Origin of the sequence: Piscinibacter gummiphilus, assembly GCF_002116905.1 — a bacterium.
Classification (GTDB): Bacteria; Pseudomonadota; Gammaproteobacteria; order Burkholderiales; family Burkholderiaceae_C; genus Rhizobacter; species Rhizobacter gummiphilus.
On the sequence record NZ_CP015118.1, the window covers coordinates 5,007,569 to 5,032,693 of the forward strand.

A 25,125-nucleotide genomic window follows, 5' to 3' on the forward strand; every position below is an offset into this window, starting at 1 on the left:
CGTGCCCATAATGCATGACGTTCACACGACCCCAGGGGAGCGCATTCGAATGGCCTTCAAGACCATCGCAACCGGAGTCGCCACGATCGCCTTGCTGGCGATGGCCGTGGCCTGTTCGTCGATCGAGCCGCCCCCGCCGTGCGCGGGCGGTGACCCGGCCGTGGTCTGCACGGCCGAGGGGCCGGTGCGGGGTTCGCTGGAAGGCGGACTGCTCGCGGTGCGCGGCATCCCGTACGCCGCGCCGCCGGTGGGCCCGAAACGGTGGCAGCCGCCCGCCAAGGCCGCGCCATGGTCCGGCACCCGCGACGGCACCCGCTTCGGCAACGTCTGCCCGCAGCTCGCCGGCCCCGACGTCGTGGGCGACGAGGACTGCCTCACCGTCAACGTCTGGGCCCCGCGCCCGGCACCGGCCAAGCCGCTGCCCGTGATGGTGTTCTTCACCGGCGGCGGCAACCACGGCTTCTCCGGCCAGGGGGCCGGTGTGTTCGGCGGCGTGAAGTACGACGGCTCCCGCCTCGCGCCCGAGGGCGCGGTGTTCGTGAGCTTCAACTACCGGCTGGGCGCCCTCGGCTTCCTCACCACCGACACGCTCGCCGGCAACTACGGCAGCCTCGACCAGATCGCGATGCTGCAGTGGCTGCAACGGAACATCGCGGCGTTCGGCGGTGATCCGAAGCGCGTGTTCCTGTTCGGCACGTCGGCCGGCGGCGGCAACCTCTGCGCGCTGATGACGGCCCCCGCGGCACGCGGCCTGTTCCATGGCGTCTCGATGCAGTCGAGCGTGCCCACCGGCTGCGAGATCGCCACCGCCGCCGACCTGCGCGCCGGCAGCGGGCAGCGGGTCGCCCAGGCGCTCGGCTGCACCGACGAAGCCTGCCTGCGCTCCAAGACCACCGCCGAGGTCGTGAAGGCGCTGCCCGGCACCTTCGGCCTGTCGCCGCGCCTCTACGGCCCGAACGTCGACGGCCGCGTGTTCCCCGAACAGCCCCTCGCCGTGATCCGCCGCGGCGCCCATGCCCACATGCCGGTGATCGTCGGCAACTCGACACTGGAGACGATGCAGTTCGTGGGTTCGGCCGGCCCCGTGCCCGACGCCGCCGCATACGCCGCCGCGGTGCGCAAGCTGTTCGGCGCGGACGGCGACCGCGTCCTCGCCACCTACCCCGCGTCGGCCCACGCCACGCCACGCGACGCCCTCGTGCGCCTGACCACCGACGGCCTCTTCACGTGCCAGGCCCGCCGAGTGGCCCGCACGCTGGCTGCCGTGCAGCGCGAACCGGTGTACCGCTACCTGTTCGACCACCGCCTCGAGAACGACCCAGAGCAGCGTGCGCTCGGCGCCGTGCACACCATCGAGCACCCGTTCTTCTTCGGCTGGGCCGGCACGTACCGCCCCACTGCCGACGACCTCGCCGTGCAGCGACTGCTCGTGTCCCACTGGACCGGCGTCGCCCGCGATGGCGCCACCACCGCCTGGCCCGCCGCCTTCCCCGGAGACACCTGGCTGTGGGTGACGCCCACGCCCGACGTCCGGTCCGACGACCCGGCGCAGTGCGCGTTCTGGGACACGGTGACACTGCCATGGCCGCACCTCTGACCCCGGACCTCGGCCGCCGCGCGTTCCAGGCCTCGCTGCTCGCGGCCCCGCTGCCCACCCTCGCCGCCGGCGGGCCGCCCGTGCTGCTGGGCATCGACGGCGAGTTCGGGCTGCAGAACAGCACGTCGGCACAGGCCATCGAGCTGGGCGTGCGCATCGCGGTGGACCAGGTCAACGCACGCGGCGGCGTGCTGGGTGGCCGGCCGCTGTCCATCGTCACGCGCGACCACCGCTCCATCCCCGCGCGCGGCATCCAGAACATCGCCGAGTTCGCCGCGATGCCCGACCTCGTCGCGTTGTTCGGCGGGCGATTCAGCCCTGTCGTGATCGAGCAACTGCCCGCGCTGAAGGCCGCGAAGGTGCCGTTCCTCGCGGTGTGGTCCGCGGCGGACGCGATCGTCGACAACGGCAGCACGCCCAACTACGCCTTCCGCCTGTCGCTGCGCGACAGCCTGGCGATGCCGTTCATGATGACCCGCGCGAAGGCGCGCGGCGTGTTGCGCGTGGGCCTGCTGCTGACCAACACCGCCTGGGGCCGCAGCAACCTCGCCGCCGTGCAGAAGTACGAGGCCACGTCGAAGCTGCCGAAGGTGGTGGGGACGGCCTGGTACAACTGGCAGGAGAAGTCGCTCGTCGAGCCCTACCTGCGCCTCGTGCGCCTCGGCGCCCAGGCCATCCTGCTCGTCGCGAACGACGACGAGGCCGCCACGCTCGTGCGCGAGATGGCCCGGCTCGAACCCACGCAGCGCGTGCCGGTGCTGAGCCACTGGGGCATCACCGGCGGCCGTTTCTTCAGCGGAGCGGGCGACGCCCTGCCCCAGGTCGACTTCAGCGTCGTGCAGACCTTCAGCTTCTTCCGCGCGCCACCCGCCCAGCTCGCGACGTTCCTCGCCTCGGCGAAGGCCCACCGCATCCAGCGCATCGAGGACATCGAAAGTCCCGTCGGCACCGCCCACGCGTACGACATGACCCACATCCTCGCGAAGGCCATCGACCTCGCCGGCACCACCGACCGGCCGGCGGTACGCGATGCGCTGGAGCGCGTGAAGTTCCACGACGGACTCGTCCGCCGCTACGCCCCGCCGTTCACGCCGACTCGGCACGAGGCCCTCGGCACGGCGCAGCTGCTGATGGCCCGCTACCGCGACGACGGCGTCCTCGTGCCGGCCGAACGCTGACACCGATGCGCACGGCCAGCTGGCTGCCTTCGAGCCTGGTCCGCCGGTACGCCCTGGCCACCGCGGGCCTCGCGGCGGCCGCGCTCGTGATGACGTCGCTCGCGTCGTGGTGGCTGATCCGCCAGCAGCACCACGAGGCCGTGATCCAGCTCGCGAACGGTGAACGCCAGCACCAGGCCGCGGCCGTCGGCAACGACCTGCGGGCGATTTCCACCCGCATGGCCGAGATCGCGGCCAGCACCATCCTCGCCACGGGCCTGGTCGACAGCGCGGGCCGCGAGACCTACCTCGGCCCGTTCCTCAACGGCATCCGCCAGGTCAACGGCATCCCGGTGCAGCTGAGCTTCACCGACTACCGCGGCACCGAGATCGCGAGCAACGACAACAGCTCCTTCAACGCGGACCAGCTTGCCTGGCTGCGCGAGAACATCGAGCAGGCCCGCCCGGTGGCCACCATCTTCCCGTCGCCCAACGGCGACGAACTGGTGGCGCTCGAGCCCATGCGGTACGCCCGCACGTCGTCGCCCGAGGGCGCCGTCCTCTACAAGGTGAAGCTGCCGGACCTCGACGCCGGCCCCACCGCGCGGCTGATGTGGGGGCCTCGCGTGCTGGAAGGCGACAGCCCGGACGTCACGGCCGACGTGCCCTCGCCGCCCGTCTTCCGCCACCTCGCCTTCCGTGTGCGCGACCGCGCGGGCGCCCGCATCGCGGCCGACTCGCCGGACCCGCCGTACTTCCACATCGCGGTCGTGAGCGGCGCGCTGATGGCCATCGTCGTGATCGCCGGGCTCAACCTCGCCCGCGTGCTGACGAAGGACCTGCGGCGCCTCGAGTCGTTCTCCACCCAGCTGCTCGACGGCGACCTCGGCACGGGACGGGCGCCCGAAGGCGGCAGCGCGGAGGTCGATGCGCTCGCCCGCTCCATCAACGGCATGCTGGACCGGCTGAGCCAGCAGCGCGTGGCGCTGCTCGGCGAACAGGACAAGCTGACGAGGCTCACCTCCGAACTTCAGGCGGCCAACCGCCGCAAGGACGACTTCCTCGCGATGCTGGGCCACGAACTGCGCAACCCGCTCGCGCCCATCAGCGCGGGCGCGCAGCTGCTCGAGAAGCTGCCGCCCGGCGACCCGCGCGTGAAGCGCACGAGCGAGGTGATCACGCGGCAGGTCGGCCAGATGACGAAGATCGTCAACGACCTGCTCGACGTGTCGCGCGTGACCCGCGGCCTGATCACGCTCGAACGCACGCCGCTCGACCTCGCATCGGTGGTGGCTGCGGCGACGGAGCAGGCGCGGCCGCTGATCGAATCCCGCGGGCACGTGCTGAAGACGTTCCTGCCCGTCGAACCCGTTCGGGTCATCGGTGACACCGCGCGGCTCGTGCAGGTGCTCGGCAACCTGCTCACCAATGCGGCCAAGTACACGCCCAACGGCGGCCGGATCGACGTGCGGGTGGCCGCCGACGGCACCGACGCGCTGCTGCAGGTGAGCGACAACGGCATGGGCATCACGCCCGAGCTGATGCCCGAGATCTTCGACCTCTTCACGCAGGGGTCACGGGGCGTCGACCGCGGCCAGGGCGGCCTGGGCCTCGGCCTCGCGCTGGTCAAGAGCCTCGTCGAACTCCACGGCGGTTCGGTGCGGGCCGACAGCGCGGGCACGGACCGCGGCGCCACGCTGTCGGTGCGCCTGCCGCGTCTGAACGCACCGGCGTCCGCCGAGCCCGCCCACCCGATCCCCGCCGCGCCGGTGCCCCCGAGGCGCATCGTCCTCGTCGACGACAACGCCGACGCGGCCCGCACGCTGTCCGACTGCCTGGCCCTCGAAGGCCATTCGGTGGAGATCTTCAACGACGGCCCGAGCGCCCTCGACTTCGCCGCACGCGAAGCCGTCGACGCCTTCGTGCTCGACATCGGCCTGCCCGGCATGGACGGCAACGAACTCGCCCGCCGCCTGCGCGCGCGGCCGGCCACCGCGCACACGCTGATGATCGCGCTCAGCGGGTACGGGCAGGCGGCGGACCTCGAACGTTCGACCGCCGCGGGCTTCGACCACCACCTGGTCAAACCCGCGGACCCCGACGTGCTGAACGGCCTGCTGGCCGACGTGCGAGGGTGATTCGACACGGGCACGCCCGAGTCTGCGAACATCGGCCCTTTCGACTGGTTCCGATCGCCCCGTTTCCATGAACAAGCTGACCCAAGCCCTCCACCAGCGCCTGCCCGCCTGGGCGGCCGAGTGGCTGGACATCCTCGTGCCCACGATCGAGGTGGTGCTCATCGTCGTCGGCGCCTGGCTGCTGATGCGCGTCGCCCGCCGCCTCACGCGCCGCCTCACGGCGGCCTACTCGCTGCCCGTGCGGTTCACGTCGATCTTCCTGCGCACCGTGGGGGTCATCGTCTACCTCGGCGCGCTGCTGTGGGCCCTGGAACGGCTGGGCGTCTCCGGCGCCGTGCTGTGGACCGCATTCACCGGCTTCGCCACCGTCGGCGCCGTCGCCTTCTTCGCCGCATGGAGCGTGCTGTCGAACCTCTTCTGCGCGCTGCTGATCTACGTCACCCGCGCGTTCCGCATCGGCGACGTGGTGGAGCTGCTGGAGTCGGGCGACAAGCCGGGGCTCAGGGGCCAGGTGGTGGACATCAACCCGGTCTACACCACGCTGCACGAAAGCGGCGATGCGGAGAGCGGCACGAGCCTGCAGCTGCCGAACAGCCTGTTCTTCCAGCGCGCGCTGCGGCGCTGGCATGGGGCGGCGGCCACCGAGGCGATGGCTCAGCCGCGCAAGATCGACTAGGAGCCGCTCGCCGTGAACACCGCCAGCTGGTCGGCGAACGCCCGCTGGTACGCGGGCCGCGCCTCGCCCCGCGCGATGTAGGCGGCGACGTTCGGGAACGCCTCCACGAGGCCTGAACCACCCAGCCGGCGCAGCACGGTGATCATCATCAGGTCGCCGGCGCTGAAGGCCCCGTCGAGCCAGTCGGCCTCGCCGAGCGCGCGGGACAGTTCGCCCAGCCGCACGCGGATCCGGTCCTCGATCATCGCCAGCCGCTCGACGTGCCACGGCTTGTCGCGTTCGAACAGGACCGCCATGCTGCGCTCGACGATCGACGGCTCGACCGTGCTGAGCGCCGCGAACATCCATGCGATGGCCCGCGACCGCGCGTTCGCGTCGGCCGGCAGCAGCCCCGGATGGTGTTCGGCGATGTGGAGAACGATCGCCCCCGACTCGAACAGCACGAGGCCCCCGTCCTCATACGTGGGGATCTGGCCGAACGGATGGCGCGCGCGGTGCGCGGGCGCCTTCATCTCGGGGAACGAGACGAGCCTCACGTCGTACGGCTGGCCCACCTCCTCGAAGGCCCAGCGCACGCGCATGTCGCGCGCGAGGCCCCGGCCGCGGTCGGGGGATCGTTCGAAGGCGGTGAGGATGGGCATGCAAGGCTCCGGGTCGTTCAACCGGCGCCCAGTGTCCACCATCCCCGGCGTCACATCCAGACCTGCCGCCAGGGGCGGCTCAGTGAACCCACAGCACCTCGAACTGCTGCCGGCCCGGGGCGACCTCGATCGACACCGCATCACCCTCGCATTTCCCCAGCATGGCCCTGCCCAACGGAGCATCGCTGCTGACGACCTGAACGAGCTGAGTGCCGCTGGTCAACTTCATGCTGCCACCACCCGGGCCGAGAAAGAGCTGTTGCTCCCTGTCGTCGGAACCGACCAGGCAGACCAGCGCGCCGAGCTGAATGCCTTTGCTGGCGTCGTAGGGGAGCGGGCGGAACTGGCGCCAGTGGGCGATCGCCTGGCGGATGGCGTCGGCACGACGGGCCTGGCCGGTGGCCAGGTAGGCCGCTTCGAGACCCAACGTGTCGTACTTGTTTTCGGCGATGTTCTCTTCGTGAGTCGCCATTTCATGGGCCACCCGGGCGGCCTGTTCGGCTTGCAGCAGGTCTTCGGCGAGCCGTTCCAGGACCTGCTGCTGCAGCAAGAATTTATCCATGATGAAAGACAGGCATCTCGAACACGCGGGGGGCAGGTCTTGAGCCTGAAGGGAGCCGGTTGAGGCAGGAGCAAGAGCTTACCCTTCTCCACGGAGATGATCATCTGCACGGCGCCCATGCCCAGCGCGGTCATGCGCGGGGAGCCTGCTTGAACTGCGCTTCAGGGCGGGGTTGCCACATCCGCTTCCGCTGCGCAGCGCGTGGCAACGAGACCTCAGCCGAGCACCAGTGTCTCCTGCGCCCGTGACGCGCGATCGTGCAGCGCGACGACATCGCGCAGCGCGAGGTGCACGACCCCGCTGCCCAGTGTGTCGATGAAACGGCATGCGGCATGCTGCGCCGCCTTCGGCTCGTAGGCCGCGATCCAGGCCTCGCGCAGCCCGCGCCGCTCGGCCGCCACCGGCCAGATGCCGGGCCGCGGCCGCATGCGCGACGGCATGCCGATGCGCCAGGGCTTGGCCGTCAGGCGTGCGCGGAAGCAGCGCTGGTTCCGGCACATGCGCACGTAGAGCGGGTCGGCCCCCACGGCCGCGAAAAAGGCTGCCACCTCCGGCGACGTGGGGTCGAAGGTCGCGTGGGTCGCCAGCAGGCGCAGCCCGTTCGGCGTGCGATACAGCCGCAGGCTCCAGGCCGGATGCGCCGCGACGAAGGCGTCGATCTTCCGCCGCGCCACCACCTCGGGCCCGCCGCGCGATGCCGTCGATGCGCGCAGCGCAAGCTGCACCAGCAGGTGCGACAGGGCGAGCGCCGCGAAGGCGGCCACCGCGGTCCAGAGCCATCGGCCCGTCGCGGCACTGGCCAGCCCGCCGACCAGCAGGATGGCCGCCGCGACCCCTGCGACAGGACGCCCACCGGTTGCCGTGTCGAAATCCACGTCCGCGAACAACGCCCGCGGCGAATTGAGACAGTGCGCCCCGTACCCGTTGCGGGTGACGACCTCCTCGCCGTGGCGGGCCAGCACCTCCTCGCGGATCGGCACGCCGATGGCGCCGTTGTAGGCCGCCTTGCGTTCGCGGCGGTCCACCGCCTCGCCGGAAAGGATGCGGCGCAACGCGTCGTTCGCGCGCTGTTCCGCCATCGCCTGCGCGTCGGCCGCGGTGGTCTCGGACCAGCCGAAGCGGCGCACCGTCACCTGCCGCCGGCCCTCGCGATGCTGCACACGGGCTTCGGCCCAATGGTCGGGAACGATCATCGTGGAAATTCTCTCGGGTCGGGATCTGCGGGAATCGGGGCGGGCGGCCGGGCGCCCGGACCGCAGGCACTGTACGTCAGCGCGTCGGCCCGGCCCTCGGCGCTTCAGTCGCGGAACCGCGCGTGCGCGACCAGCGTCTCCAGTTCAACGCGACGATGCCACTGGGCAAGCAGTCGTCGGCTTCAGGCACGAAGCGGTCCTTCCGGATCGTGCGCAATTCCCCATGCCTCACCGCCCGAACACTTCCTCGATCAACTGCTCCAGCTGATCGGCACCCTCACGTGTCTTCGCCCAGTCGATCGGCATCACGTCCGGCAGGCTCTCCTGCCCCCGCACGGCGGCGATCCAGTTCCGCACCTCATACAGGTAGGCATCCACGGCGCTGTCCGGGTCCGGGGCATCGTCGAGCACCAGGTAAGCGGCCGGCACGTCGCCCCACACGATCCAGTGAAAGCGATCCACACCCCGCTTCACCGGGACCGTTTCGTAGAGAAACACCGCCGCTCGGTCGCCGAAGACGCGGCCGACGAAGATCTGCTGGACCCGCTTGACCCAAGCCAGCGAACACACGTACTCGCGGGCGCCGTGGGACAATTTCAAGAAGCCCGGCGTGCCAACGTCGGCCACGGCCGCGTACTCATTTATGTTCTTGACCTTCGAACGATCAAACTGCACGGCGAGAGACCTCATGGCTGAATTTCATTGTGTCGCCCCGGGCATGACGCTTCCGCTGCGACAAGCCCTTGGGATTCCTCGGGAGGGCGGGCGTGAGGACTGCATGAGCCGCACCCCAATCAGCGCAACCCGAGCCGCGTGAGCTTCTTGATCAGCCCGACCCGCGAGACCCCGAGCCGCCGCGCCGCCTCCGACTGGTTCCCGCCCGCCGCCTGCATCGCCTCGCTGATCATGCGGCGTTCCAGTTCCACCAGCGCGCGGTCGAGCAGGCCGTCGGCCTCGTCGGCGGCGGGTGCCGTCTCGGTGATCGGCACGCCGGCGGCGAGTGCGAGGGTCTCCGCGTCCAGGTCGCGCTGCCCGGGCAGCAGCAACGCGGCCGCGGCGTCGACCACGGCCTTCAGCTCGCGCACGTTGCCGGGCCACTCGCCCGCGGCGAGCCACGCGAGCGCGCCGGCGGACAGGCCCGCGCCGCGCCGCTGCGCGAAACACGCGGCCAGCAGCGGCACGTCCTGCCGCCGCTCTGCGAGGGCCGGCGTGCGCAGCACGATGCCCTTGAGCCGGTAGTACAGGTCCTCCCGGAAGGTGCCCGCGCGCACCATGGCCTCCAGGTCGCGGTGCGTGGCGGCCACCACGCGCACCTCGCTGCGTTGCGTGACGCGGCCGCCCACCGGCATGTAGCTGCCCTCCTGCAGGAAGCGCAGCAGCTTGACCTGCATCGGCGGCGGCATCTCCCCGACCTCGTCGAGGAACAGCGTGCCGCCGCGCGCCACTTCCACCAGGCCGGCCTGGTCGCGGTAGGCGCCGGTGAAGCTGCCCTTCACGTGGCCGAACAGCTCGCTCTCCAGCAACTCGGCCGACAGCGCGCCGCAATGCACCGGCACGAACGGGCCGCTCGCGAGCGGGCCGTGGTCGTGCAGCGCGCGCGCGACAAGTTCCTTGCCGGTGCCGGTGGGGCCCAGCACCAGCACGTTGACCCGCGTGGGCGCGACACGCCGCACCATCGCGCGCAGCGACTGGATCGCCGGGGCCTGCCCGACGAGCCCCATGGCGTCGTCGCCCTGCTGCGCCCGCAGCCGGGCCACCTCGGCATCGAGCTTGCGCTTGCGCAGCGCCCGCGTAACGACGAAGCGGAGCAGGTCGGGGTCGATCGGCTTCGACAGGAAGTCCCAGGCGCCGAGTTCGGCCGCACGCAGCGCGAGTTCGTGTTCCGCGTGCCCGGTGAGCACCACCACCGGCACCCCCGCGAACCGCGGGATCAGCGCGAGCCCCTGCTCCGGGTCCATGCTGGGCGGCATCGCGAGGTCGAGCAGCACCAGGTCCGGGTGGTCGTCCGCGTACGCGGCGAGCGCCGACTCGCCGTCGCCGGCCAGCAGCACCTCGTGGCCCAGGTTGCGCAGGAAGGCGCCGCCCAGGCGCTGGAACGCCGGTTCGTCGTCGACGAGCAGCACGCGGCCGGGCTCGGCGGGCGAGGTGGTGTCGGGGGTCATCGGGGCATCTCCAGCGTGAAGCAGGTGCGCCAGCCGGCGCGTTCGGTCAGGTGGGCGCGGCCGCCGTGGGCCTCGGCGATGCGCGCGACGATCGCGAGCCCGAGGCCCGTGCCGCCCTGGCTGCGCGACGCGAAGGGCTGGAACAGCCGCTCGCGCAGGTCGTCCGGTACACCCCGGCCGTTGTCGCAGACGTGCAGGGCGACCCGTCCGTCGGCCACGTCGACGTCGAGCGTGCAGCCGTCCGGCGCGGCCCCCCGCGCGTTCTCGACGAGGTTCACGAGCGCCTGCTCCATGCGCCGCGCGTCGGCCTCGACCCACAGCGCCTCCGGCCACGCCGGCGACAGGCGAAGGCCCGGTTCGCGCAGCGCGAGGCGGTCGGCGAGCGCGCGCAGGTCGGTGCGCTCGCGCTGGAGGCGCCACGGCTTCGCGTAGTCGAGCAGGTCGTTCGTCAGGTGGGCGATGCGGGACACCTGGGCCGCCACTTCGGCCCGTGTCTCCTGGGGCGCCAGCGCGACGGCCATGCCGATGATGTTGAGGGGGTTGCGGATGTCGTGCGCCACGGTGGCGGCCAGCGCGCCCAGTTCGGCGAGGCGGGCCTGCAGCTGGCGCTCGCGTTCGCGGGCGGCGAGCTGCTGGCCTTGTTCGACGCGCAGCGTGGCGTCCGCGAGCACGGTGGCGAACAGTTCGGCCGCGTGGCGCGGGCCGGGCGGCGCGGCCTCCCAGCCGATCCACTCGGGTGTCCAGCCGGCCGCGGACGAACGCATCGCGAGGGTCGGGATGGACGCGGCGGCATCGCCGTCGATCACGACCCGCGCCGGCATGCCGAGGCGCCGCGAGAGCAGGTCCGAGGCCGTCGCGGCCAGCGCGTCGAACGTGTCGGCGTCGGCGAGCGCGCGGCGCCACGCGCCGAGGTCGGACGCACTCACCTCCCCGCCCGGGTACACGAGCCGCTGCACGAAGCCGCGCACCGGCCCGGCGAGCGCGAGGCAGCTGGCGGCCACCGCGAGGCCGCTCAGCCAGCGCGACTCGAAGGGCAGCAGCAGCGGCATCACCGCGACGATGGCCGCGCCCACCGCGAGCAGCAGGGTCCAGACGAGCGCGCGGCCGGCCCACGCATTCGCGACGAACACCCCGTAGCGCAGGATGCCGTACACGAGGATCAGCGGGTACAACGGCAGCAGGAGCAGGGGGAACGGATAGACGGGCCACCGCAGCAGCGCGATGCCGTAGCCGCACAGGCACACGAGGCCCCACAGGCACGAGGCGGTGACCGCGGCGACCTGGGCCCGGGCCGGCACCGCCCCCTCGGGCCGCGCCCGGAACAGCGTGTGCAGCAGCACGGACACACCGGCCACCCCGAGCACCACCCACGAGATGCTGGTGACCCACGCGGCCGGCAGCGCCCAGGCGATGCGGCCCACGTGGGGATGGTCCACGAAGTAGGCCGGCAGCAGGCCCTGCGACACCAGCACCGCGGCCAGGCCCAGCACGTAGGCCGCGCGGATCCAGCCCGTGCCCACGGGCGCCCGGCAGAACACCACGCAGAAATGGAAGAACAGCGCGGACGTGAGCGGCGCGGTGCCGAGCAGGTGCAGCGCGAGCGTCTCGACCCCGGGCCCGAACCAGTTCGGCAGTTCGTTGCCGACGATCCACACCGCGATCGCCGCGAGGAAGGCCGCGAGCAGGCGGCCGCCCGCCACCCGGTCGGCCCAGGCGAGGAGCACGCCGGCCAGCACCAGCGTCTCCACCAGCGAAAACCCCATCGCGACACGCAGCAGCATCTGTATACGTCGTTGACAGCCCTCGGGAACCGGACTGTAAACGATGGCGACAGGTACGGATCACTTCTTCAATGAAATCAACGACTTAGCGCCTGGCCCGCTTCTCGCAAAAGCAGGCTCATGAACACCCTCGCCCACACCCGCCGTCAACACCCCGCCGAACCGCTGGACCTCGCCGCGATGGTGGGTCCGGGCTGGGCCCGCCTCCCCGCCGCGGTCCGCCGCCGCTTCGGCGCCCATGCGGCCCGGGTCACCTACGCCGGCCGCATGGACCTGCGCTGCTCGCCGCTCGGCCGCGTGATCGCGTGGCTCGCCTGGCCGCTGCGCGGTCCGCTGGTGCCGCACTGCGTCACGGACGTGCCCGCGTCCGTCGAGGTCTACCCGGACGGCCACGGCGGTGTCGTGTGGTCCCGCCAGCTCGGCGGCCAGCTGGTGTCGTCGACCAAGCTCGCCCACCCGGACGGGAATGGCGTGCTGGAGCGCACCGCCGGCGGCCTCGCGATGGCCCTCGACGTGCTCGAGGACGACGGCGCGCTCGTCTTCCGGAGCCGCCGCTACGCGTGGTGTGTCGGCTCCCTCGTGCTGAACCTGCCCCGGTGGCTGAGCCCCGGCCAGTGCCGCGTCGAGCACCGCGACCTCGGCGCCAACCGCTTCCGCTTCACCCTGACGATGACCCACCCCTGGTGGGGCGTCACCTTCGAACAGACCGGCGAGTTCATCGACCCGGTCGAGGAGAACTGAGATGCTGCTGATCGACACGATCCTGATCTGCCAGGCGCTGCTGGGCGCCTTCGACAACCTGTGGCACCACGAGTGGCAGGCCCGCCTGCCGCAGCAGCGGGGCGCACGCCGCGAGCTCGCGCTGCACGCGGCGCGCGAGGCCCTGTACGGCGCGCTGTTCCTGGGCCTCGCGTGGTGGGCCTGGCACGGGCTCTTCGCGCTGGCCATCGCCATCGTGCTCGCGGTCGAGGTGGTCATCACGCTCGCCGACTTCCTCGAGGAAGACCGCACCCGCCAGCTGCCCCCCTTCGAACGCTGGCTGCACACGGTGCTGACGGTGAGCTACGGCCTCTTCGTGGGTGTGATGGGGCCGGTGCTGCTGGACTGGGCCGCCGAACCCACCGCGCTGGTGGCGAACGGACGCGGCCTGGTCTCGTGGTGGTTCACCGCGATGGCCGCCGGCGTGTGGGCCTGGAGCGTGCGCAACGCGCTCGCGGTGCGGCGGCTGGGCGAGGTCCCCGCGCCAGCCGTGCTGCCGGTGCCGCGCGGTGCCGAGGCCGTGCTCGTGACCGGCGGCACCGGCTTCGTGGGCCGCGCCCTGGTCGCCCGGCTGAGGGCCGAAGGCCGCCGCGTGATCGTGTTGACGCGCGACGTGCGCCAGGCCCGGCTGCAGTTCGATCCGGCGGTCACCTCGGTGGGCTCGTTCGACGAGATCGCCCCCGAGACCCGCATCGGCGCGATCGTCCACCTGGCCGGCGCGCGTGTGCTGGGCCGCCCGTGGACGGCGGCGCGCCGCCGCGAGCTGGTCGAGAGCCGCACCCGCCTGAGCGAGGCCCTGCACGCCCTCGTGCGCCGGCTGGAGCAGCGTCCCCGCGTGCTCGTGGCGGCCTCCGCCGTGGGCTACTACGGCGTGCCCGAGGCCGGCACACGCTGCGACGAAGGCACGCCGCCCCAGCCGGGCGTGTTCCAGTCGGACCTGTGCGCCGCCGCCGAACACGAGGCGCGCCGGCTGGAAGGCCTGGGGCTGCGGGTGGTGCGGCTGCGCTTCGGTGTCGTCCTCGGCACGGAGGATGGGGCGTACCCGATGCAGGCGCTGGCGGCGCGCCTGGGATTCGGCGCGGTGCTCGGCAACGGGCGGCAGCCGGTGCCGTGGGTGCACCTGGAGGACGCGGTGGGCCTCGTGCGCTGGGCAATGGCCGACCCCGCCGTGCAAGGGGCCGTCAACGCGGTGGCACCGGAACACTGCGACCAGGCCGGGTTCTCCCGTGCGCTTGCTGCGTCGTTCGGGCGCCGGGTGTGGCTCCGCATGCCGGGCGCACCGCTGCGCGCCGTGGCTGGGGAGATGGCGACGCTGCTGCTCGACGGGCAGGCGGTGTGGCCGCGGCGTGCGCTGGCGGGTGGGTACCGCTTCCGGTATGCGACGCTGCGCCAGGCCTTGCCGGCGTTGGCTGCGGCCTCCTCGGGGCGGCCCGCGGCGGCCTGCGTCGAGCCGTCGCCCTCCACCACCGTTCGACGTTGAAGCGCCAGATCGAACCCGCCTGTCGCAGAGCGATGGCTGGCTTCACAAGGATCCTGAGAATGCCATTGAAGAATCCGAACTGGCATCGACATACAATGCTCCGAACTATTCACAAGCAATTCCAGTGAGCGTCACCCACCGTCCATCGAAAGCCGACCTCCCTCAGGAGATCGAGAGACAGCTTCTGTATGGGAGTCGCTCGGCCGCGCAACTCATTGCCGCGCTCGGAATCAGTCAACCCACGCTCTCGCGAACTATTCAGGTCCTGTCACGCACGGTGACGAGTTTCCGTGTGCGTGGGGTCCGAACGCCGATGTACGGCCTCCTGCGCCAGCTTCCCATGGGCCTGAGTCCCCGCCAGCGGATCTACCGGCACATGCGCGGAGGCAACATCGAGCCCTTTGCCGACGTGGAGTTCCTGGCTGGCGGCGCCACCGTCGAGCGGATCGGCGACGTGACGCGCCTCTATGAAGGCTTGCCGCCGTACATGCTCTTCGCAGCACCCTCGGGCTTCCTGGGGCGGCAACTGGCACATGAGGCCGCGCGAAACCAGCCATTCCCGACCAGCCTCAAGGACTGGGGCGACGACCACCGGGTCGCATACCTCTTCACGCAGGGCCTGAACCTGCCCGGCAACCTCGTCTTCGGCGACGCCCCCCTTGAAAGGGAACTCGCCTTCCTGGCCGCCAAGCCAACGCCAGCCGAGGACAAGGTCGACGACTACGTCGGCATGGCCTCAGCTCTGCGGGGTGCCGCATACGGCTCCAGTGCAGGTGGCGAACAGCCGAAGTTCCTCTGGCTGACGGAGGACACCGGGCACGTCATCGTCAAGTTCGCCAAGGTCGGCAGCCGCATGGCCGAACTCCTGCCGCTGGAACACCTGGCCCTGCGGTCTCTGGCCGAGATCGGCGTTCCTGCAAGCAGCACTCGGCTGCTCGCAGGGGGCGACTATGTTTTCCTGGAGGTGCAACGCTTCGACCGCATCGGCTTGAATGGCCGAGTCGGCATGCTTTCAGCCGGCTCCGTCGACGACGAGTTTTTCGGAAGGAGGGATTCCTGGTCCGAGTTCGCAGCACGCTGCGAGCAAGAGCGCTACCTCACGGCCGAAGACGCCAGGAACATCGATGCCATGGCCGCCTTCAGCGAGCTGATCGGCAACAACGATCGGCACTTCGAGAACATCTCGCTGCTGATCCGCGAGGATGGTGAGTACCAAGGCGTCGCGCCGGCCTACGACATCCTCCCGATGCGCTACGCCTCGCTGGGCGGCGGCGTGGACCCGGACCTGGCTCCCATCGAGCCCAAGGTCGGCACCATCGGCGCGCGCCCCGCGGTGTGGGCGCGCGCGGCCGCGGCGGCTGAACGGTTCTGGATGGCTGCAATGAAAGAGGACCTGCCGGCACCTCTGTCGCACGAGATGCGTCAGGCAGCCCACGAGAATCTGAAGGTCGCCAAAGCGTTTGTGGCCCCACTCCTTCCGCGCTGAGATCAGCGGGGAGCCGCCCCTCCAGCCGGGCCGCGGGTGGTTCAACCAGGGCCCAGTTTCTCGAACGCGCTCGAAAAGTCCAGCCCCCCGTGGCCGGATGCGCTCAAGCGTTCGTACAACCGCCGCGCCTGCTCCCCCATCGGCACGGGCTCGCCGCTCGCCTCGGCGTTCTCGACGGCCAGCCCCAGGTCCTTGAGCATCAGATCGACCGCGAAGCCACCGGTGTAGCCGCGCGAGGACGGCACGTCGGGCATCACGCCGGGGCACGGGTTGTAGACCTGCAGCGCCCAGTTCGAGCCCGAGCTCTTGCCCATGACCTCAGACAGCACCGCGGGGTCGACGCCGTTGGCGACCCCGAGCCGCAGTGCCTCGCAGGTGCCGAGCATCAGCACGCCGAGCAGCATGTTGTTGCAGACCTTCACGGTCTGCCCCGCTCCGCTCGGGCCCGCGTGCAGGATGTTGCGGCCCATCGCCGCGAGCACGGGCCGCGCGCGTTCGACGTCGGCCGCGGCGCCGCCGACCATGAAGGTCAGCGTGCCGGCGCGTGCACCGTTGGTGCCGCCCGAGACGGGCGCGTCGATCATCGCGAAGCCCCTCGCTGCCGCGTCGGCCGCCACCTCGCGGGCCACCGTGGGCGCGATGGTGGAGCAGTCGACGAGCAGCGCGGTCCTCGGTGCGTGGTCGAACACACCCGTGCCGTACAACGACTGCACGTGTTTCGACGCAGGCAGCATCGTGATCACGAGGTCGGCGCCGTCCACCGCCTCCGCGACGGACGACACTCGCCGGCCGCCCGCCTCGGCCAGCACCTGCCGCGGCGCCTCCGCGAGGTCGAGGCCCCTGACCGCGTGCCCGGCCTTGACGAGGTTCAGCGCCATCGGCAGGCCCATGTTGCCGAGCCCGATGAATGCGATCTGCATGGCGTCTCCCGGCGCGTCAGAGCGCGATGGTGGTGTTGATGCGGCGCGACTCGCTGCCGGGCTCGTACCACCGCGCCGTCACGGTCTTCGTCTGCGTCCAGAACTGCACGGCCTGCTTGCCGTTCGGGCCCAGGTCGCCGAGCTTCGAGCCGCGCGAGCCGGTGAAGCTGAAGTACGCGACCGGCACCGGGATGGGCACGTTGATGCCCACCTGGCCCACGTCGATGTCGGCCTGGAACTTCCGCGCAGCCCAGCCGCTGCCGGTGAAGATCGACGTGCCGTTGCCGTTCGGGTTCGCGTTGACGAACGCGATGGCGTCGTCGAGGGTCTCCACGCCCACCACGCACAGCACGGGGCCGAAGATCTCCTGGGTGTAGACCTCCATCTTCGCCGTCACGCCGCCGAACACCGTGGGGCCGACGAAGTTGCCCGACTCGTAGCCGGGCACCTTGCAGCCGCGGCCGTCGAGCAGCAGCTTCGCACCTTCCTCGACGCCCTTGCCGATCAGCCCCACCACGCGGTCGCGCGCCCTTGCGCTCACGAGCGGCCCGAGGTCCGCCGTGCGGTCGGTGCCCGGGCCCACCTTCATCGCCTTGCTCTTCTCGACGATCTCGGGCAGCCAGTCGCGTGCCTCGCCCACCAGCACCACCACCGAGTTCGCCATGCAGCGCTGGCCGGCCGCGCCGAAGGCGGAACCGAGCAGGTTGTTGATGGCCTGCTCCTTGTTCGCGTCGGCCAGCACCACGCAGTGGTTCTTCGCGCCCATCATCGCCTGCACGCGCTTGCCCGCGGCGCCCGCGCGCTCGTGGATGTGGGTGCCGACGTGGGTGGAGCCGATGAACGAGATGGCCTTGATGTCCGGGTGGTCGCACAGCATGTCGGCCACCTCGGCCCCGCCGTGCACGACGTTCAGCACACCCGGCGGCAGGCCGGCCTCGTGGGCCAGCTCCACCAGCAGCATCGTCGAGCTCGGGTCCTGCTCGGACGGCTTGAGCACGAAGGTGTTGCCGGTGGCGATGGCCATCGGGAACATGAAACAGGGCAGCATGACGGGGAAGTTGAAGGCGGTGATGCCCGCGCCCACGCCCAGCGGCTGCTGCAGGCTGTAGACCTCGACGCCGGTGGCGGCGTTCTCGGCGATCTCGCCCAGCTGCAGCGACGGGATCGCGCAGGCGTGTTCGATCACTTCCAGGCCACGCCCCACCTCGCCCTCGGCGTCGGGCAGCGTCTTGCCGTGCTCGCGGGTGATGAGTTCGGCGAGGCGCGCGGTGTTCTCGCGCACGAGATGCTGCAGCCGCAGCATCACGCGCATGCGAGCGCCGAGCGGCGTGCTGCGCCACGTGGCGAACGCGCGCTTCGCGTCGGCCACGGCGCGGTCCACCTCGTCGCGCGTGGCCATCGGCACGCGGGCCACCACCTCCTGGGTGGCGGGGTTGAGCACGTCGCGCCATTCGGTGCTGGCCGAGCGCACGCGCTGGCCGCCGATGACGAGGTCGAGGGTGGGGATGTCGGTGGCCATGGCGGCTCCTTTCAGGGGACGGTTCACTTCTTCGCGACCAGGTCGCACGTGGACTGGTCGAGCGGCTTGAAGGCGGTGGCTGCGGGCACCGTGCCCAGCAGGTTGTAGTAGTCCCACGCGCCCTTCGACTCGGAGGGTTTTTTCACCTGGAACAGGTACATGTCGTGGATCACGCGGCCGTCGGGGCGGATGCTGGCGTTGCGCATCACGGCGTCCTCGATCGGCAGCTCGCGCATCTTCTGGGCGACGACCTTGGCATCGTCGGTCTTCGCGGCGGCCACGGCCTTCAGGTAGTGCAGCACGCTCGAGTAGACGCCCGCCTGCACCATCGTCGGCTTGGCGCCCTTGTGTTTCGCGGCGAAGCGTTCGGAGAAGGCGCGGGTCTGCGGATCGAGGTCCCAGTAGAAGCCGTCGGTGAAGGTCAGGCCCTGCGCGGTCTCGAGGCCGAGGGCGTGCACGTCGGTCAGGAACATCAGCAGCGCCGACAGCGTCTGGTCCTTCGTGCCGACGCCGAACTCGCGCGCCGACTTGATCGCGTTGACCGTGTCGGCCGCGCCGTTGGCGAGGCCCACCACCTGCGCCTTCGACGCCTGGGCCTGCAGCATGAACGACGAGAAGTCGGACGCGCCGAGCGGGTGGCGCACGGACCCGACCACGGTGCCGCCGTTGGCCTTGACCATGTCGCCGCCCTCTTTCTCGAGCGAGTGGCCGAACGCGTAGTCGACGGTCACGAAGTACCAGTTCTTCTTGCCGCTCTTCGTCAGCGTGGTGGCCGCGCCGTTGGCCATCGCGTACGTGTCGAACATCCAGTGGAAGCCGGTGGCCGAACACTCCTCGTTCGTGAGCCGCGTGGTGGCCGGGCCGCTGTAGAGCGCGATGCCGCCCTTCTCCTTCACGAGCTTCTGCACGGCCAGTGCCCCGGCGGAGTTCGTGAGGTCGGCCATCGCGTCGACCTTGTCGCGGTCGAGCCACTCGCGCGCCTTGCTGGAGGCGATGTCGGCCTTGTTCTGGTGGTCGGCGTAGACCACCTCGATCTTCAGACCCTTGCACGGGCCCTTCAGGCAGTCCTCCACCGCGAGCTGCGTCGCGGCCACGGAACCCGCGCCGCCCATGCCCGAGTACGGGCCGGCCATGTCGGTCAGCACGCCGATCTTGACGACGTTGTCGGAGATCTGGGCATGGGCGCTGGCGAGGCCCGACAGGGCGGCGGCGAACACGCAGGCGGAGCGGGAAAGGCGGGTCATGGGGTCTCCTGGAAAGCCGGTGCGGAAGGCCCCGGGCTTTGCGTTGCTGCACGAGGCGTTCAGAATGTACGACTGCATTTGTGCAACACGTTCGGGCATCGGCGCCAAGCCGCTGTGCAATCGCGCACATCGTGTCGAACCCTTACGGGCAACCCCTGAGACCTCACCGATGGACATCAACTGGGACAACCTGCGCGTCTTCCTCGCCGTGGCCCGCAGCCGCTCGGCGCTCGAATCCGCCGCCGCGCTGAGGCTCGACCACTCCACCGTCACGCGCCGGCTGAAGAAGCTCGAGTCGGACATCGGCAGCCAGCTGTTCGACCGCAGCCCGCAGGGCCACGTGCTCACGCCCATCGGCCAGCGGCTGCTGGAGTCGGTGGAGGACATCGAACGCACGCTCGCGCGGGTCGACTCGCGCATCGCCGGCGACAACCAGGTGCTGACCGGCCACGTGCGGCTGGGCGGCACCGAAGGTTTCGGCAGCGCGTTCCTGGCCCCGCACCTCGCCGACTTCTGCGCCCGCCACCCGTCGATCGAGGTGGACCTGCTGGCCGTGCCCCGCTTCGTGAACCTCTCCAAGCGCGAGGCGGACCTCGCGGTGAGCATCGAACGGCCTCGCGCCGGCTCCTTCGTCGTGTGCAAGCTGTCGGACTACCGGCTCGCCGTGTACGGCACCCGCGAGTACCTGCGCCGCCACCCGCCCATCCGCCAGCTCGCGGACCTGGCCGCGCACCGCTTCATCGGCTACGTCGACGAACTCTCGTTCAGCGCCGAGCTGCGCTACCTGCAGAAGATCACCCCGGGCGCCCACGTGGCGCTGCGCAGCACCAGCATCGTGGCGCAGATGCACGCGGTGCGGCGCGGCCATGCGCTGGGCGTGCTGCCGTGTTTCCTCGCGGCGGGCCACGACGACCTGGTGCGGGTGCTCGACGACGACGCGTCCGTCGTCCGCACCTTCTGGATGTACGCCCCGAAGGAGCAGCGCGAGATCGCCCGGGTGCGCGCGCTGTGGGACTACCTGCGGGAGGCGGCCCGCGTGCAGCAGGACTTCCTGCTCGGGACCGCCTGATCGATCGACGCTTTTCGGGTAGCCCCTCGTCCTACAGCCGCACGGCGTGATGTCCTGCATCCGCGCACACGGCCCCTTCGTACGCTCGCGGATTCCCCTGGAGAAACCACGATGCGTGTCCTGCCCGTCCTCGCCGCCCTGCCCTTCGCCACGCTCCTGGCCTGCAGCCAGCCCGCCCCCGACCGCGCCGCGGCCGGTCCCGTGGCGGCGGAGGTCACCCTGCGCACGGCCGAGGGCCAGTCCGCCGGCCGCGCCACGTTGACCGACACCGGCGCGGGCGTGTCGATGAAGATCGAGGCCGCCGGCCTCACCCCCGGACCGCACGGTTTCCACATCCACCTGAACGGCGCGTGCGCCCCGGCCCCCGACGCCGCCACCGGCAAGACCGTGGCCTTCGGCGCCGCCGGCGGGCACTTCGACCCGGGCATGTCCAAGCATCACGGCGCGCCGGGGGGCATGCCCACCGCCAACCACGCAGGCGACCAGCCCAACCTCGTGGCCGATGCCGGCGGCCGGGCCTCGCTCGAGTACACGAACCCGAACGTCACGCTGTCCCCGGGGCAGGGTTCGGTGATGGGCCGGGCGCTGGTGGTGCACGCCGACCCGGACGACTACAAGACCGACCCCGCGGGCAACTCCGGGCCGCGGGTGCTGTGCGGCGTGATCGAAGCAAAGGCCCGTTGAGCACTGGCCCGCGAAGCGGTAGATTTCCTACACGCGCCGACGGTGCCCTGCGCCACCATCATCGAGCCTCGTTGCAGTCGGACGCGGGCGACGACCGAAGAGGGCGTTCCATCCCTCCTGTTGTGCTGATGCCCGGAGCCCATCCCGTGAGTGTCCAGTCCTTCGATTTCGGCGAACTCTTCACCCTGAGTGCCCGGCCCGTGATCGCCGGTGCGGTGCAGCGCGGCCTCGAGTTCTACTTCGACTACGGCAGCCCGCCGAACCGCGTGGCGGGCGACGCCCAGGCCTTCCGCCGGGGCATCTACCGCATCCTCTCGGCGGCCAGCCAGGTGCTGGAGGCCGGGGTGCTGATCCTCTCCGGCGAGATCGGCCCCGGGCCCGAGCCCGGCACGGTGAGCCTGCGGGTGGATGCCGCCGCATCGGGCCTGCGCTCGGACGATGCCGGCATCGACGCCGTGCTGGCCGGGCTCGAACTCGAGAAGGACGCGGCCGACCCTTCGCTGCCCCACGTCGTCACCGCCCGCGGCACCTGCCCGGTGCTCGGTGGCGACGTCCTCTACCGCTGCGTGCCGAGCGCCGGGGTGCTGTTCAGCCTGCTGATGACCTGCGAGGGCGAGGTGCGCGAGGAGTTGCGCCCCCCCGACGCCCACGGGTGTTCCGCGCTCATCCTCCATGGTGGAGACCAGTCCGCGCACGGACTGAGCCGCCGGCTCCAGCGGTTCGGGTGGCACGTGCACCAGTTCGAGTCCGTCGAGGCCTTCGCCGACGCCGTGGCGTCGGACACGTGCCCTCACCGGCTGGCCGTGGCCATCGCGTCGGAGGGCGTGGACGTCGACACGCTCGTGCGCCTGAACGCCCTGACCGCCTCGGTCACGCCGGGCAGCGTCGACCTGATCCACGCCGTGCGTGCCGGGTCGCCGGTGCTCGGGGCCACACCGCCGTCCGGCTGGGACTTCCGCGTCGTCCCCTTCCTGCCGTCCGAGATCTGGGACTTCACCCGCCGCGCCGACCCCGACGCGTCCGGCGTCCACCAGGAGTCCCGCCCCACGCCGCTCGCGTCGACGAGCCGGCCGCGGGTGCTGGTGGTGGACGACGACGAGGTCAACCGCATCATCGCGTCCGGACTGCTGCAGATGATCGGCTACGACACGCTGTCCGCGTGCAGCGGCGACGAGGCCATCGCGATGTGCCGGCGGGTCTCGCCCGATGCGGTGCTGATGGACATCAACATGCCCGGCCTCGACGGCTACCAGGCCACGGCCGTGCTCAAGCGCCTGCAGAAGGCCGGCGGCATCCCGCCATTCCCCATCATCGCGGCCACCGCGGCCGGCACCCAGGCCCGGTCGATGGAACAGGGACTCGACGGCCACCTGTCCAAGCCGCTGCTGGCCGACGACCTGCGCCTGCAGCTGCACCGCGCGCTCAAGGGCCTGGCAACCGGGCTCTGAGCCCGCCGATCACACGCAGCGGAACCGTGCGCCCACGGCATCCGGCCGGGCGGGGGTGTCGTGCGCGGCGATGGTGGGCAGGAAGTCGAGCACCAGCAGGTCGTCCAGCCCCCGCAGGCCCACCGCGACACACGGGCGGCCACCGAAGCTGGCCGCCAGGCCGGGCGCCTGCACCGCGGACCTCGGGTACTGCAGCCGGTCGAGTTCCAGCATCGCCTGCAGCTGGCCCCACAGCAGCGCGTCGAACAGGTCCTGGGAGGCTGCCGGCGAGCGGAACGCGGCGACGAAGGCCAGCGAGTCCCGCGAGCCGGACGCCGCCTCGCGGAGGAACCGGTGCAGCGCCGACCACACCGGCCCGATGGCGTCGCGCGTGCCCAGTTCCTCGAACAGCCCGAACCGGTAGCGCCCGCCCATCAGCGCGGCGCGCACCTCCGGCCGCGGGAAGCCGGGACGGCGCGCGGCCGCCAGGAACCGGGTGTGTGCCGCGGCCCACGCCGACGGATCGGCCCCCACGTTCGGCCGGAGGTGGCGCGTGGGGCCCGGATCGGTGAGGGGGTGCTCGTGGGACATGGGTCAGGGCGGCTCGTGTCGACCCGTCGACGATAGCGGACGATCGTGGCAGGCGCTGTCACCCTCGGGCGCGAAGGCGTGTAGGCCGTTTCGGACATCCAGGGATGCCCGGGGCACCTCACCCGAGCAGCGCGAGCAGGCTGTCCACATCCACCGGCTTCGTCAGGTGCCGCTCGAACCCGGCGGCCGCGGTGGCCTGCCGGTCCCGGGCCTGGCCGTAGCCGGTGATGGCGATCAGCCGGGTGGCCGCGAGTTCCGGCCGGGCCCGCAGCCGCCGCGCGACCTCGAACCCGTCCATGCCCGGCAGGCCGAGGTCCAGCAGCACCACCTGCGGCCGGAACGTGCCGGCCAGGGCCAGCGCGGACTCGCCGTTGGCCGCCACCTCCACCTCGTGGCCGGACATGCGCAGCAGCATGGCCAGGCTCTCGGACGCGTCCGCGTTGTCGTCGACGACCATCACGGACTTCGGCGCGGCCGCCTCGCCCGCCGGACCGACCGGCTCGGCGACCGGTTCCCAGGCGGCCAGCGGCAGCGTCACGGTGAACGTGGCCCCGTGCCCGAGGCCCGGGCTCTCGGCCCACACCGCCCCTCCGTGCAACTCGGCGATGCGCCGCACGAGGGTGAGCCCGATGCCCAGCCCACCCTCGGAACGGTCGAGCGTGCGTTCGCCCTGCACGAAGGGTTCGAACACCTGCTGCAGCATCGGGGGCGACAGGCCGATGCCGTTGTCGCTCACCCGCAGCACCGCCTGGCCATCCTCGGATTCGAGCGACACCACGATGCGGCCACCCCGGGGGGTGTACTTCGCGGCGTTGGTGAGCAGGTTCACCACCACCTGGGTCAGCCGGGTGGTGTCGCCCGACAGCGGCACGGGGTGGTCGGGCAGGTCGAGTTCCAGCACGTGGCCGTAGGACTGCACGACGGGCCGCTGCGAGTCGGCGGCCATGCGCACGAGCGTGTTCAGTTCGAGGGCCGCGCTTTCCAGGCGGATCTTGCCGCTGGTGATGCGGCTGACGTCCAGCAGGTCGTCCACCAGCCGCGCCAGGTGCGTGACCTGCCGCCCGATCACGTCGGCGGCCCACGAGGCGACCGGCGTGCCGCCGGAGCGGTCGAGCACCGCGACGGCGTTGCGGATGGGGGCCAGCGGGTTGCGCAGCTCGTGGGACAGCATCGCGATGAACTCGCCGATGCGCTTGCCTTCGGACTCCAGCACCTCGACCCGGCGGCGTTCGCTGAGGTCGTGCACGATGAGCGTGAAGCCGCGCAGCGCGCCCTCGGCGTCCCGCAGCACCGTGGTGGCGACCCGGGCCCAGAACGGCGTGCCGTCGGCCCGCTGGCGCCAGACCTCCTGCTGGCTGAAGCCGAGGTTCAGCGCCATCGACAGTTCGGCCCGGGGCCGGCCCGCGGCGCGGTCCTCCGTGGTGAACAGCACCGCGCCTTCCTGGCCCAGCACCTCGTCGGACGTCCAGCCGAACACCCGCTCGGCCCCGGCGTTCCACGAGCGCACGACCCCGTCGCCGTCGAGCAGGAACATGGCGTGGTCGCGCACCCCCTCGACCAGCAGGCGCAGGTTCTCCTCGCGCTCGCGCAGCGCCTCCTCGTGGCGGCGGCGCTCGGTCAGGTCGCGGGTGACCTTGGAGAAGCCCAGCAGCCGGCCCTCCTCGTCCTCGATGGCGGTGATGACGACGTTCGCCCAGATGGCCGTGCCGTCCTTGCACACGCGCCAGCCCTCGTCCTCGTAGCGCGACAGCGCGCGGGCGCGTTGGAGTTCCTCCTGGGGCCAGCCCCGGGCGATGGCCTCGGGCTGGTAGAACATCGAGAAGTGGCGGCCGACCGCCTCCTCGGCGCTGTAACCCTTGATGCGCTGGGCGCCGAGGTTCCAGCTGGTGATGTAGCCATCGGGGTCCAGCATGAAGATGGCGTAGTCGCGCACGGTCTCCACCAGGCGGCGGAAAGCCTCCTCGTGCCCGCTGGCCGGGAGGGAGACGTCACGTGCATCGGGTCGGTCGATGGCCATGGGGCGGGAAGGCGGGACGGAG

Annotated in this window: 21 protein-coding genes; 10 read left to right on the forward strand and 11 right to left on the reverse strand. The window is 71.4% G+C overall.

Annotated elements, in window-relative coordinates:
* Positions 1 to 49: 49 nt before the first annotated feature.
* The 4 genes from A4W93_RS22860 to A4W93_RS22875 all read left to right on the forward strand — a co-directional run bounded on the left by A4W93_RS22860 (position 50) and on the right by A4W93_RS22875 (position 5,568).
* Entirely contained in the window at positions 50 to 1,597 is a 1,548-nt protein-coding gene (locus tag A4W93_RS22860) for a carboxylesterase/lipase family protein (RefSeq protein ID WP_157782219.1), read from the forward strand.
* Complete coding sequence (locus A4W93_RS22865) at positions 1,582 to 2,775, forward strand: ABC transporter substrate-binding protein (protein ID WP_218919164.1); 1,194 nt, start codon at positions 1,582 to 1,584, stop codon at positions 2,773 to 2,775. The genes A4W93_RS22860 and A4W93_RS22865 overlap by 16 nt, the downstream gene beginning before the upstream one ends.
* Before the next feature lie 5 nt (positions 2,776 to 2,780).
* Positions 2,781 to 4,892 carry a hybrid sensor histidine kinase/response regulator gene (locus A4W93_RS22870; RefSeq protein ID WP_085752803.1) on the forward strand — a complete coding sequence of 704 codons (2,112 nt, stop codon included), beginning with the start codon at positions 2,781 to 2,783 and terminating at the stop codon, positions 4,890 to 4,892.
* Between the two features lie 67 nt (positions 4,893 to 4,959).
* The gene (locus tag A4W93_RS22875; RefSeq protein WP_085752804.1) at positions 4,960 to 5,568 is read left to right on the forward strand and encodes a mechanosensitive ion channel family protein; all 609 of its coding nucleotides are present in this window, start codon (positions 4,960 to 4,962) and stop codon (positions 5,566 to 5,568) included.
* Here A4W93_RS22875 and A4W93_RS22880 read toward each other — a convergent pair.
* The 6 genes from A4W93_RS22880 to A4W93_RS22905 form a co-directional block, all read right to left on the reverse strand.
* Positions 5,565 to 6,209 carry a glutathione S-transferase family protein gene (locus A4W93_RS22880; protein ID WP_085752805.1) on the reverse strand — a complete coding sequence of 215 codons (645 nt, stop codon included), beginning with the start codon at positions 6,207 to 6,209 and terminating at the stop codon, positions 5,565 to 5,567. The two genes, A4W93_RS22875 and A4W93_RS22880, sit on opposite strands and share 4 nt — an antisense overlap.
* Before the next feature lie 79 nt (positions 6,210 to 6,288).
* Positions 6,289 to 6,771: a GreA/GreB family elongation factor gene (locus A4W93_RS22885; RefSeq protein ID WP_085752806.1), complete on the reverse strand. Its 483-nt coding sequence runs from the start codon at positions 6,769 to 6,771 to the stop codon at positions 6,289 to 6,291.
* A gap of 215 nt (positions 6,772 to 6,986) precedes the next feature.
* Positions 6,987 to 7,964 carry a hypothetical protein gene (locus A4W93_RS22890; RefSeq protein ID WP_085752807.1) on the reverse strand — a complete coding sequence of 326 codons (978 nt, stop codon included), beginning with the start codon at positions 7,962 to 7,964 and terminating at the stop codon, positions 6,987 to 6,989.
* A gap of 228 nt (positions 7,965 to 8,192) precedes the next feature.
* Entirely contained in the window at positions 8,193 to 8,654 is a 462-nt protein-coding gene (locus tag A4W93_RS22895; protein WP_085752808.1) for a hypothetical protein, read from the reverse strand.
* 104 nt (positions 8,655 to 8,758) lie between these two features.
* On the reverse strand, positions 8,759 to 10,126 hold the full coding sequence (locus A4W93_RS22900; protein WP_085752809.1) for a sigma-54-dependent transcriptional regulator: 1,368 nt from the start codon (positions 10,124 to 10,126) through the stop codon (positions 8,759 to 8,761).
* Complete coding sequence (locus A4W93_RS22905) at positions 10,123 to 11,907, reverse strand: sensor histidine kinase (RefSeq protein WP_085752810.1); 1,785 nt, start codon at positions 11,905 to 11,907, stop codon at positions 10,123 to 10,125. Before A4W93_RS22905 ends, A4W93_RS22900 begins: the two co-directional genes overlap by 4 nt.
* A gap of 120 nt (positions 11,908 to 12,027) precedes the next feature.
* Here A4W93_RS22905 and A4W93_RS22910 point away from each other — a divergent pair, with 120 nt between their 5' ends.
* The 3 genes from A4W93_RS22910 to A4W93_RS22920 all read left to right on the forward strand — a co-directional run bounded on the left by A4W93_RS22910 (position 12,028) and on the right by A4W93_RS22920 (position 15,632).
* Positions 12,028 to 12,648, forward strand: a complete 621-nt coding sequence (locus A4W93_RS22910) for a DUF4166 domain-containing protein (protein ID WP_085752811.1) — start codon at positions 12,028 to 12,030, stop codon at positions 12,646 to 12,648.
* A gap of 1 nt (position 12,649) precedes the next feature.
* A complete protein-coding gene (locus tag A4W93_RS22915) occupies positions 12,650 to 14,146 on the forward strand; it encodes a TIGR01777 family oxidoreductase (protein ID WP_085752812.1) in 1,497 nt (498 codons plus the stop codon).
* Between the two features lie 124 nt (positions 14,147 to 14,270).
* Entirely contained in the window at positions 14,271 to 15,632 is a 1,362-nt protein-coding gene (locus A4W93_RS22920) for a HipA domain-containing protein (protein ID WP_169726581.1), read from the forward strand.
* 41 nt (positions 15,633 to 15,673) lie between these two features.
* Here A4W93_RS22920 and mmsB read toward each other — a convergent pair whose 3' ends face one another.
* Genes mmsB through A4W93_RS22935 form a run of 3 tightly spaced genes read right to left on the reverse strand, consistent with a single transcriptional unit; the run spans position 15,674 to position 19,315 of the window.
* On the reverse strand, positions 15,674 to 16,552 hold the full coding sequence (gene mmsB / locus A4W93_RS22925; RefSeq protein WP_085752814.1) for a 3-hydroxyisobutyrate dehydrogenase: 879 nt from the start codon (positions 16,550 to 16,552) through the stop codon (positions 15,674 to 15,676).
* A gap of 16 nt (positions 16,553 to 16,568) precedes the next feature.
* The gene (locus tag A4W93_RS22930; RefSeq protein WP_085752815.1) at positions 16,569 to 18,071 is read right to left on the reverse strand and encodes a CoA-acylating methylmalonate-semialdehyde dehydrogenase; all 1,503 of its coding nucleotides are present in this window, start codon (positions 18,069 to 18,071) and stop codon (positions 16,569 to 16,571) included.
* A gap of 23 nt (positions 18,072 to 18,094) precedes the next feature.
* Complete coding sequence (locus A4W93_RS22935) at positions 18,095 to 19,315, reverse strand: ABC transporter substrate-binding protein (protein WP_085752816.1); 1,221 nt, start codon at positions 19,313 to 19,315, stop codon at positions 18,095 to 18,097.
* 169 nt (positions 19,316 to 19,484) lie between these two features.
* On the opposite strand from A4W93_RS22935, the gene A4W93_RS22940 reads away from it, so the two are divergent.
* The 3 genes from A4W93_RS22940 (at position 19,485) to A4W93_RS22950 (ending at position 22,516) form a co-directional block, all read left to right on the forward strand.
* Positions 19,485 to 20,384 carry a LysR family transcriptional regulator gene (locus tag A4W93_RS22940; RefSeq protein WP_085752817.1) on the forward strand — a complete coding sequence of 300 codons (900 nt, stop codon included), beginning with the start codon at positions 19,485 to 19,487 and terminating at the stop codon, positions 20,382 to 20,384.
* 111 nt (positions 20,385 to 20,495) lie between these two features.
* The gene (locus tag A4W93_RS22945; RefSeq protein WP_085752818.1) at positions 20,496 to 21,068 is read left to right on the forward strand and encodes a superoxide dismutase family protein; all 573 of its coding nucleotides are present in this window, start codon (positions 20,496 to 20,498) and stop codon (positions 21,066 to 21,068) included.
* 146 nt (positions 21,069 to 21,214) lie between these two features.
* On the forward strand, positions 21,215 to 22,516 hold the full coding sequence (locus A4W93_RS22950; protein WP_099959967.1) for a response regulator: 1,302 nt from the start codon (positions 21,215 to 21,217) through the stop codon (positions 22,514 to 22,516).
* A gap of 9 nt (positions 22,517 to 22,525) precedes the next feature.
* Here A4W93_RS22950 and A4W93_RS22955 read toward each other — a convergent pair whose 3' ends face one another.
* Positions 22,526 to 23,086, reverse strand: a complete 561-nt coding sequence (locus tag A4W93_RS22955; RefSeq protein ID WP_085752820.1) for a YqcI/YcgG family protein — start codon at positions 23,084 to 23,086, stop codon at positions 22,526 to 22,528.
* A 118-nt stretch (positions 23,087 to 23,204) separates the two neighbouring features.
* Positions 23,205 to 25,103: a PAS domain-containing hybrid sensor histidine kinase/response regulator gene (locus A4W93_RS22960; protein ID WP_085752821.1), complete on the reverse strand. Its 1,899-nt coding sequence runs from the start codon at positions 25,101 to 25,103 to the stop codon at positions 23,205 to 23,207.
* Positions 25,104 to 25,125: the final 22 nt, after the last annotated feature.

Excerpts from the sequence above, each read along its gene's own strand:
- A4W93_RS22910 (WP_085752811.1), top strand. The coding sequence starts at position 12,028 with ATGAACACCCTCGCCCACACCCGCCGTCAACACCCCGCCGAACCGCTG.
- A4W93_RS22930 (WP_085752815.1), bottom strand. The coding sequence starts at position 18,071 with ATGGCCACCGACATCCCCACCCTCGACCTCGTCATCGGCGGCCAGCGC.
- A4W93_RS22890 (WP_085752807.1), bottom strand. The coding sequence starts at position 7,964 with ATGATCGTTCCCGACCATTGGGCCGAAGCCCGTGTGCAGCATCGCGAG.
- A4W93_RS22865 (WP_218919164.1), top strand. The coding sequence starts at position 1,582 with ATGGCCGCACCTCTGACCCCGGACCTCGGCCGCCGCGCGTTCCAGGCC.
- mmsB (WP_085752814.1), bottom strand. The coding sequence starts at position 16,552 with ATGCAGATCGCATTCATCGGGCTCGGCAACATGGGCCTGCCGATGGCG.
- A4W93_RS22955 (WP_085752820.1), bottom strand. The coding sequence starts at position 23,086 with ATGTCCCACGAGCACCCCCTCACCGATCCGGGCCCCACGCGCCACCTC.
- A4W93_RS22960 (WP_085752821.1), bottom strand. The coding sequence starts at position 25,103 with ATGGCCATCGACCGACCCGATGCACGTGACGTCTCCCTCCCGGCCAGC.
- A4W93_RS22875 (WP_085752804.1), top strand. The coding sequence starts at position 4,960 with ATGAACAAGCTGACCCAAGCCCTCCACCAGCGCCTGCCCGCCTGGGCG.
- A4W93_RS22895 (WP_085752808.1), bottom strand. The coding sequence starts at position 8,654 with ATGAGGTCTCTCGCCGTGCAGTTTGATCGTTCGAAGGTCAAGAACATA.
- A4W93_RS22885 (WP_085752806.1), bottom strand. The coding sequence starts at position 6,771 with ATGGATAAATTCTTGCTGCAGCAGCAGGTCCTGGAACGGCTCGCCGAA.
- A4W93_RS22860 (WP_157782219.1), top strand. The coding sequence starts at position 50 with ATGGCCTTCAAGACCATCGCAACCGGAGTCGCCACGATCGCCTTGCTG.
- A4W93_RS22900 (WP_085752809.1), bottom strand. The coding sequence starts at position 10,126 with ATGACCCCCGACACCACCTCGCCCGCCGAGCCCGGCCGCGTGCTGCTC.
- A4W93_RS22935 (WP_085752816.1), bottom strand. The coding sequence starts at position 19,315 with ATGACCCGCCTTTCCCGCTCCGCCTGCGTGTTCGCCGCCGCCCTGTCG.
- A4W93_RS22870 (WP_085752803.1), top strand. The coding sequence starts at position 2,781 with ATGCGCACGGCCAGCTGGCTGCCTTCGAGCCTGGTCCGCCGGTACGCC.
- A4W93_RS22915 (WP_085752812.1), top strand. The coding sequence starts at position 12,650 with ATGCTGCTGATCGACACGATCCTGATCTGCCAGGCGCTGCTGGGCGCC.
- A4W93_RS22880 (WP_085752805.1), bottom strand. The coding sequence starts at position 6,209 with ATGCCCATCCTCACCGCCTTCGAACGATCCCCCGACCGCGGCCGGGGC.
- A4W93_RS22945 (WP_085752818.1), top strand. The coding sequence starts at position 20,496 with ATGCGTGTCCTGCCCGTCCTCGCCGCCCTGCCCTTCGCCACGCTCCTG.
- A4W93_RS22940 (WP_085752817.1), top strand. The coding sequence starts at position 19,485 with ATGGACATCAACTGGGACAACCTGCGCGTCTTCCTCGCCGTGGCCCGC.
- A4W93_RS22905 (WP_085752810.1), bottom strand. The coding sequence starts at position 11,907 with ATGCTGCTGCGTGTCGCGATGGGGTTTTCGCTGGTGGAGACGCTGGTG.